Here is a 1,352-nt window from a genome sequence, read left to right as displayed (position 1 = left end):
ATCTCGGCGCCAGGAGTGGCATAGAAGTAGATCGGCTGCATGGTGATTACCTGCGAGCCGTAGCGGAGGTTCTTGAAGCTGGCGCGCCACTGCAGTTGCGCGAGGTTCGTTGTCGACGCTGTGGGTGCGAGGACCTTGACGTAGTCGCGGCCTTGGTGGGAGATGTCGCCGGTGACGCCGAGGTCGACTGTGATGGGCGAGACCGTCTTCAGTTTGAGTGTGCCGCCGTCGTCGTACTGGATCGCGGATCCTGCGGCGATCATGGGTGCGAGTTCGAGGCTGCCGGTCAACGGGGTGTCGTCGGGGATGTCGTCGACGTCGATGCCGTCTGCGGCGATCGTGGTGATGTTGATTCGGACGGTTGAGTATTCCAGTGCCATCAGGGCTCTCCTTGAAGGCGTTTCCGCCCGCCGTTATGCACGACAAGGCGCCCCCCGCCAGTTTGCGAGAGGCGCCTTGTCGGTGCTGTGGTGCGTTTAGTTGTCCGGTTGTTTCAGCTGAATCAGACGGGCGCGATTGCGATCGTTCCAGACGAATACTTCGACCCGGTGCTTGGAGTAGCATTTACAGCCGCTTGGGATCCGGAGGTATCTGCGGTCTGCACTGCGACACTCAGCGCGCCGGAGGTTCCATTGACCACCGAAGCTATCGGCGTAGTCCCGACGGGCCACGTGTGCGCTGCCGTCTGTGGACCGGCCGACACCATGCGGATGAGTACCGTCTTCGCCACTGTCGTGGTGATTGCGGGCGTGGGATGAGGCGTTGTCGAGGTAGATGTACTCGCCGACACGCTCGACGATGCGTTCACGCCGGTCTGGTTGGTCACCGTCATAGCAATCACTTCGGCAGGGATGTCGTCCGTGAATCCGTTTGCTGTCGTTGTGATCGTTGCAGGGTCACCTGCAACCTTCGTGCGAGTCCACACCTCAATGGATGTGTCATTCCATGAACCGTTTCCGAGACGCTTTGTCCATCCGGCGGGAGTTGATCCCATCTGGCCTGACACCGTGCCCATGGCGATAACCCACAGGTCTCCGACGTTCGCAGTCGGCAACGTGATAGTCACCCCGGAACCCACCGTCTTCGAGAACGTCGTGTACGCCGAGATGGTCGGACCATTGTTTGCCTGAACCACAGGGATCGGCGCGAGCGAGGAAGCCGTCGCCTTGACGGCAGTCACGTTCGAGGATCCCGAAATCGCTGGGATCTTCGCGGAACTGTCTGCGGTTACAGCGAAAGCGCCGACCGACGAGTTGCCTGACACGGCGGGAATGCGAGCCATCGCATTGACGGCCGACACTGGAACATTTACTACTGCAGCGCCAGTTGCCGTGATCACTGGGACTTGGGCA

At 60.7% G+C, this 1,352-nt stretch carries 2 protein-coding genes; both read right to left on the bottom strand.

The annotated features are described in order from the left end of the window. Positions 1-380, bottom strand: a 380-nt coding sequence (locus M1L53_RS34750) for a hypothetical protein (RefSeq protein WP_261949530.1), incomplete at its 3' end; no start/stop codon positions are given. 122 nt (positions 381-502) lie between these two features. Continuing rightward, positions 503-1,352 (bottom strand): hypothetical protein (locus M1L53_RS34745; protein WP_261949529.1); only part of this gene is annotated, 850 nt, incomplete at its 5' end.

It is taken from the genome of Rhodococcus sp. T9N (assembly GCF_024436645.1).
Classification (GTDB): domain Bacteria; phylum Actinomycetota; class Actinomycetes; order Mycobacteriales; family Mycobacteriaceae; genus Rhodococcus_F; species Rhodococcus_F qingshengii.
The sequence above is the reverse complement of the archived record's forward strand: the minus strand, read 5'-3'. Positions and strand labels throughout refer to the sequence as shown.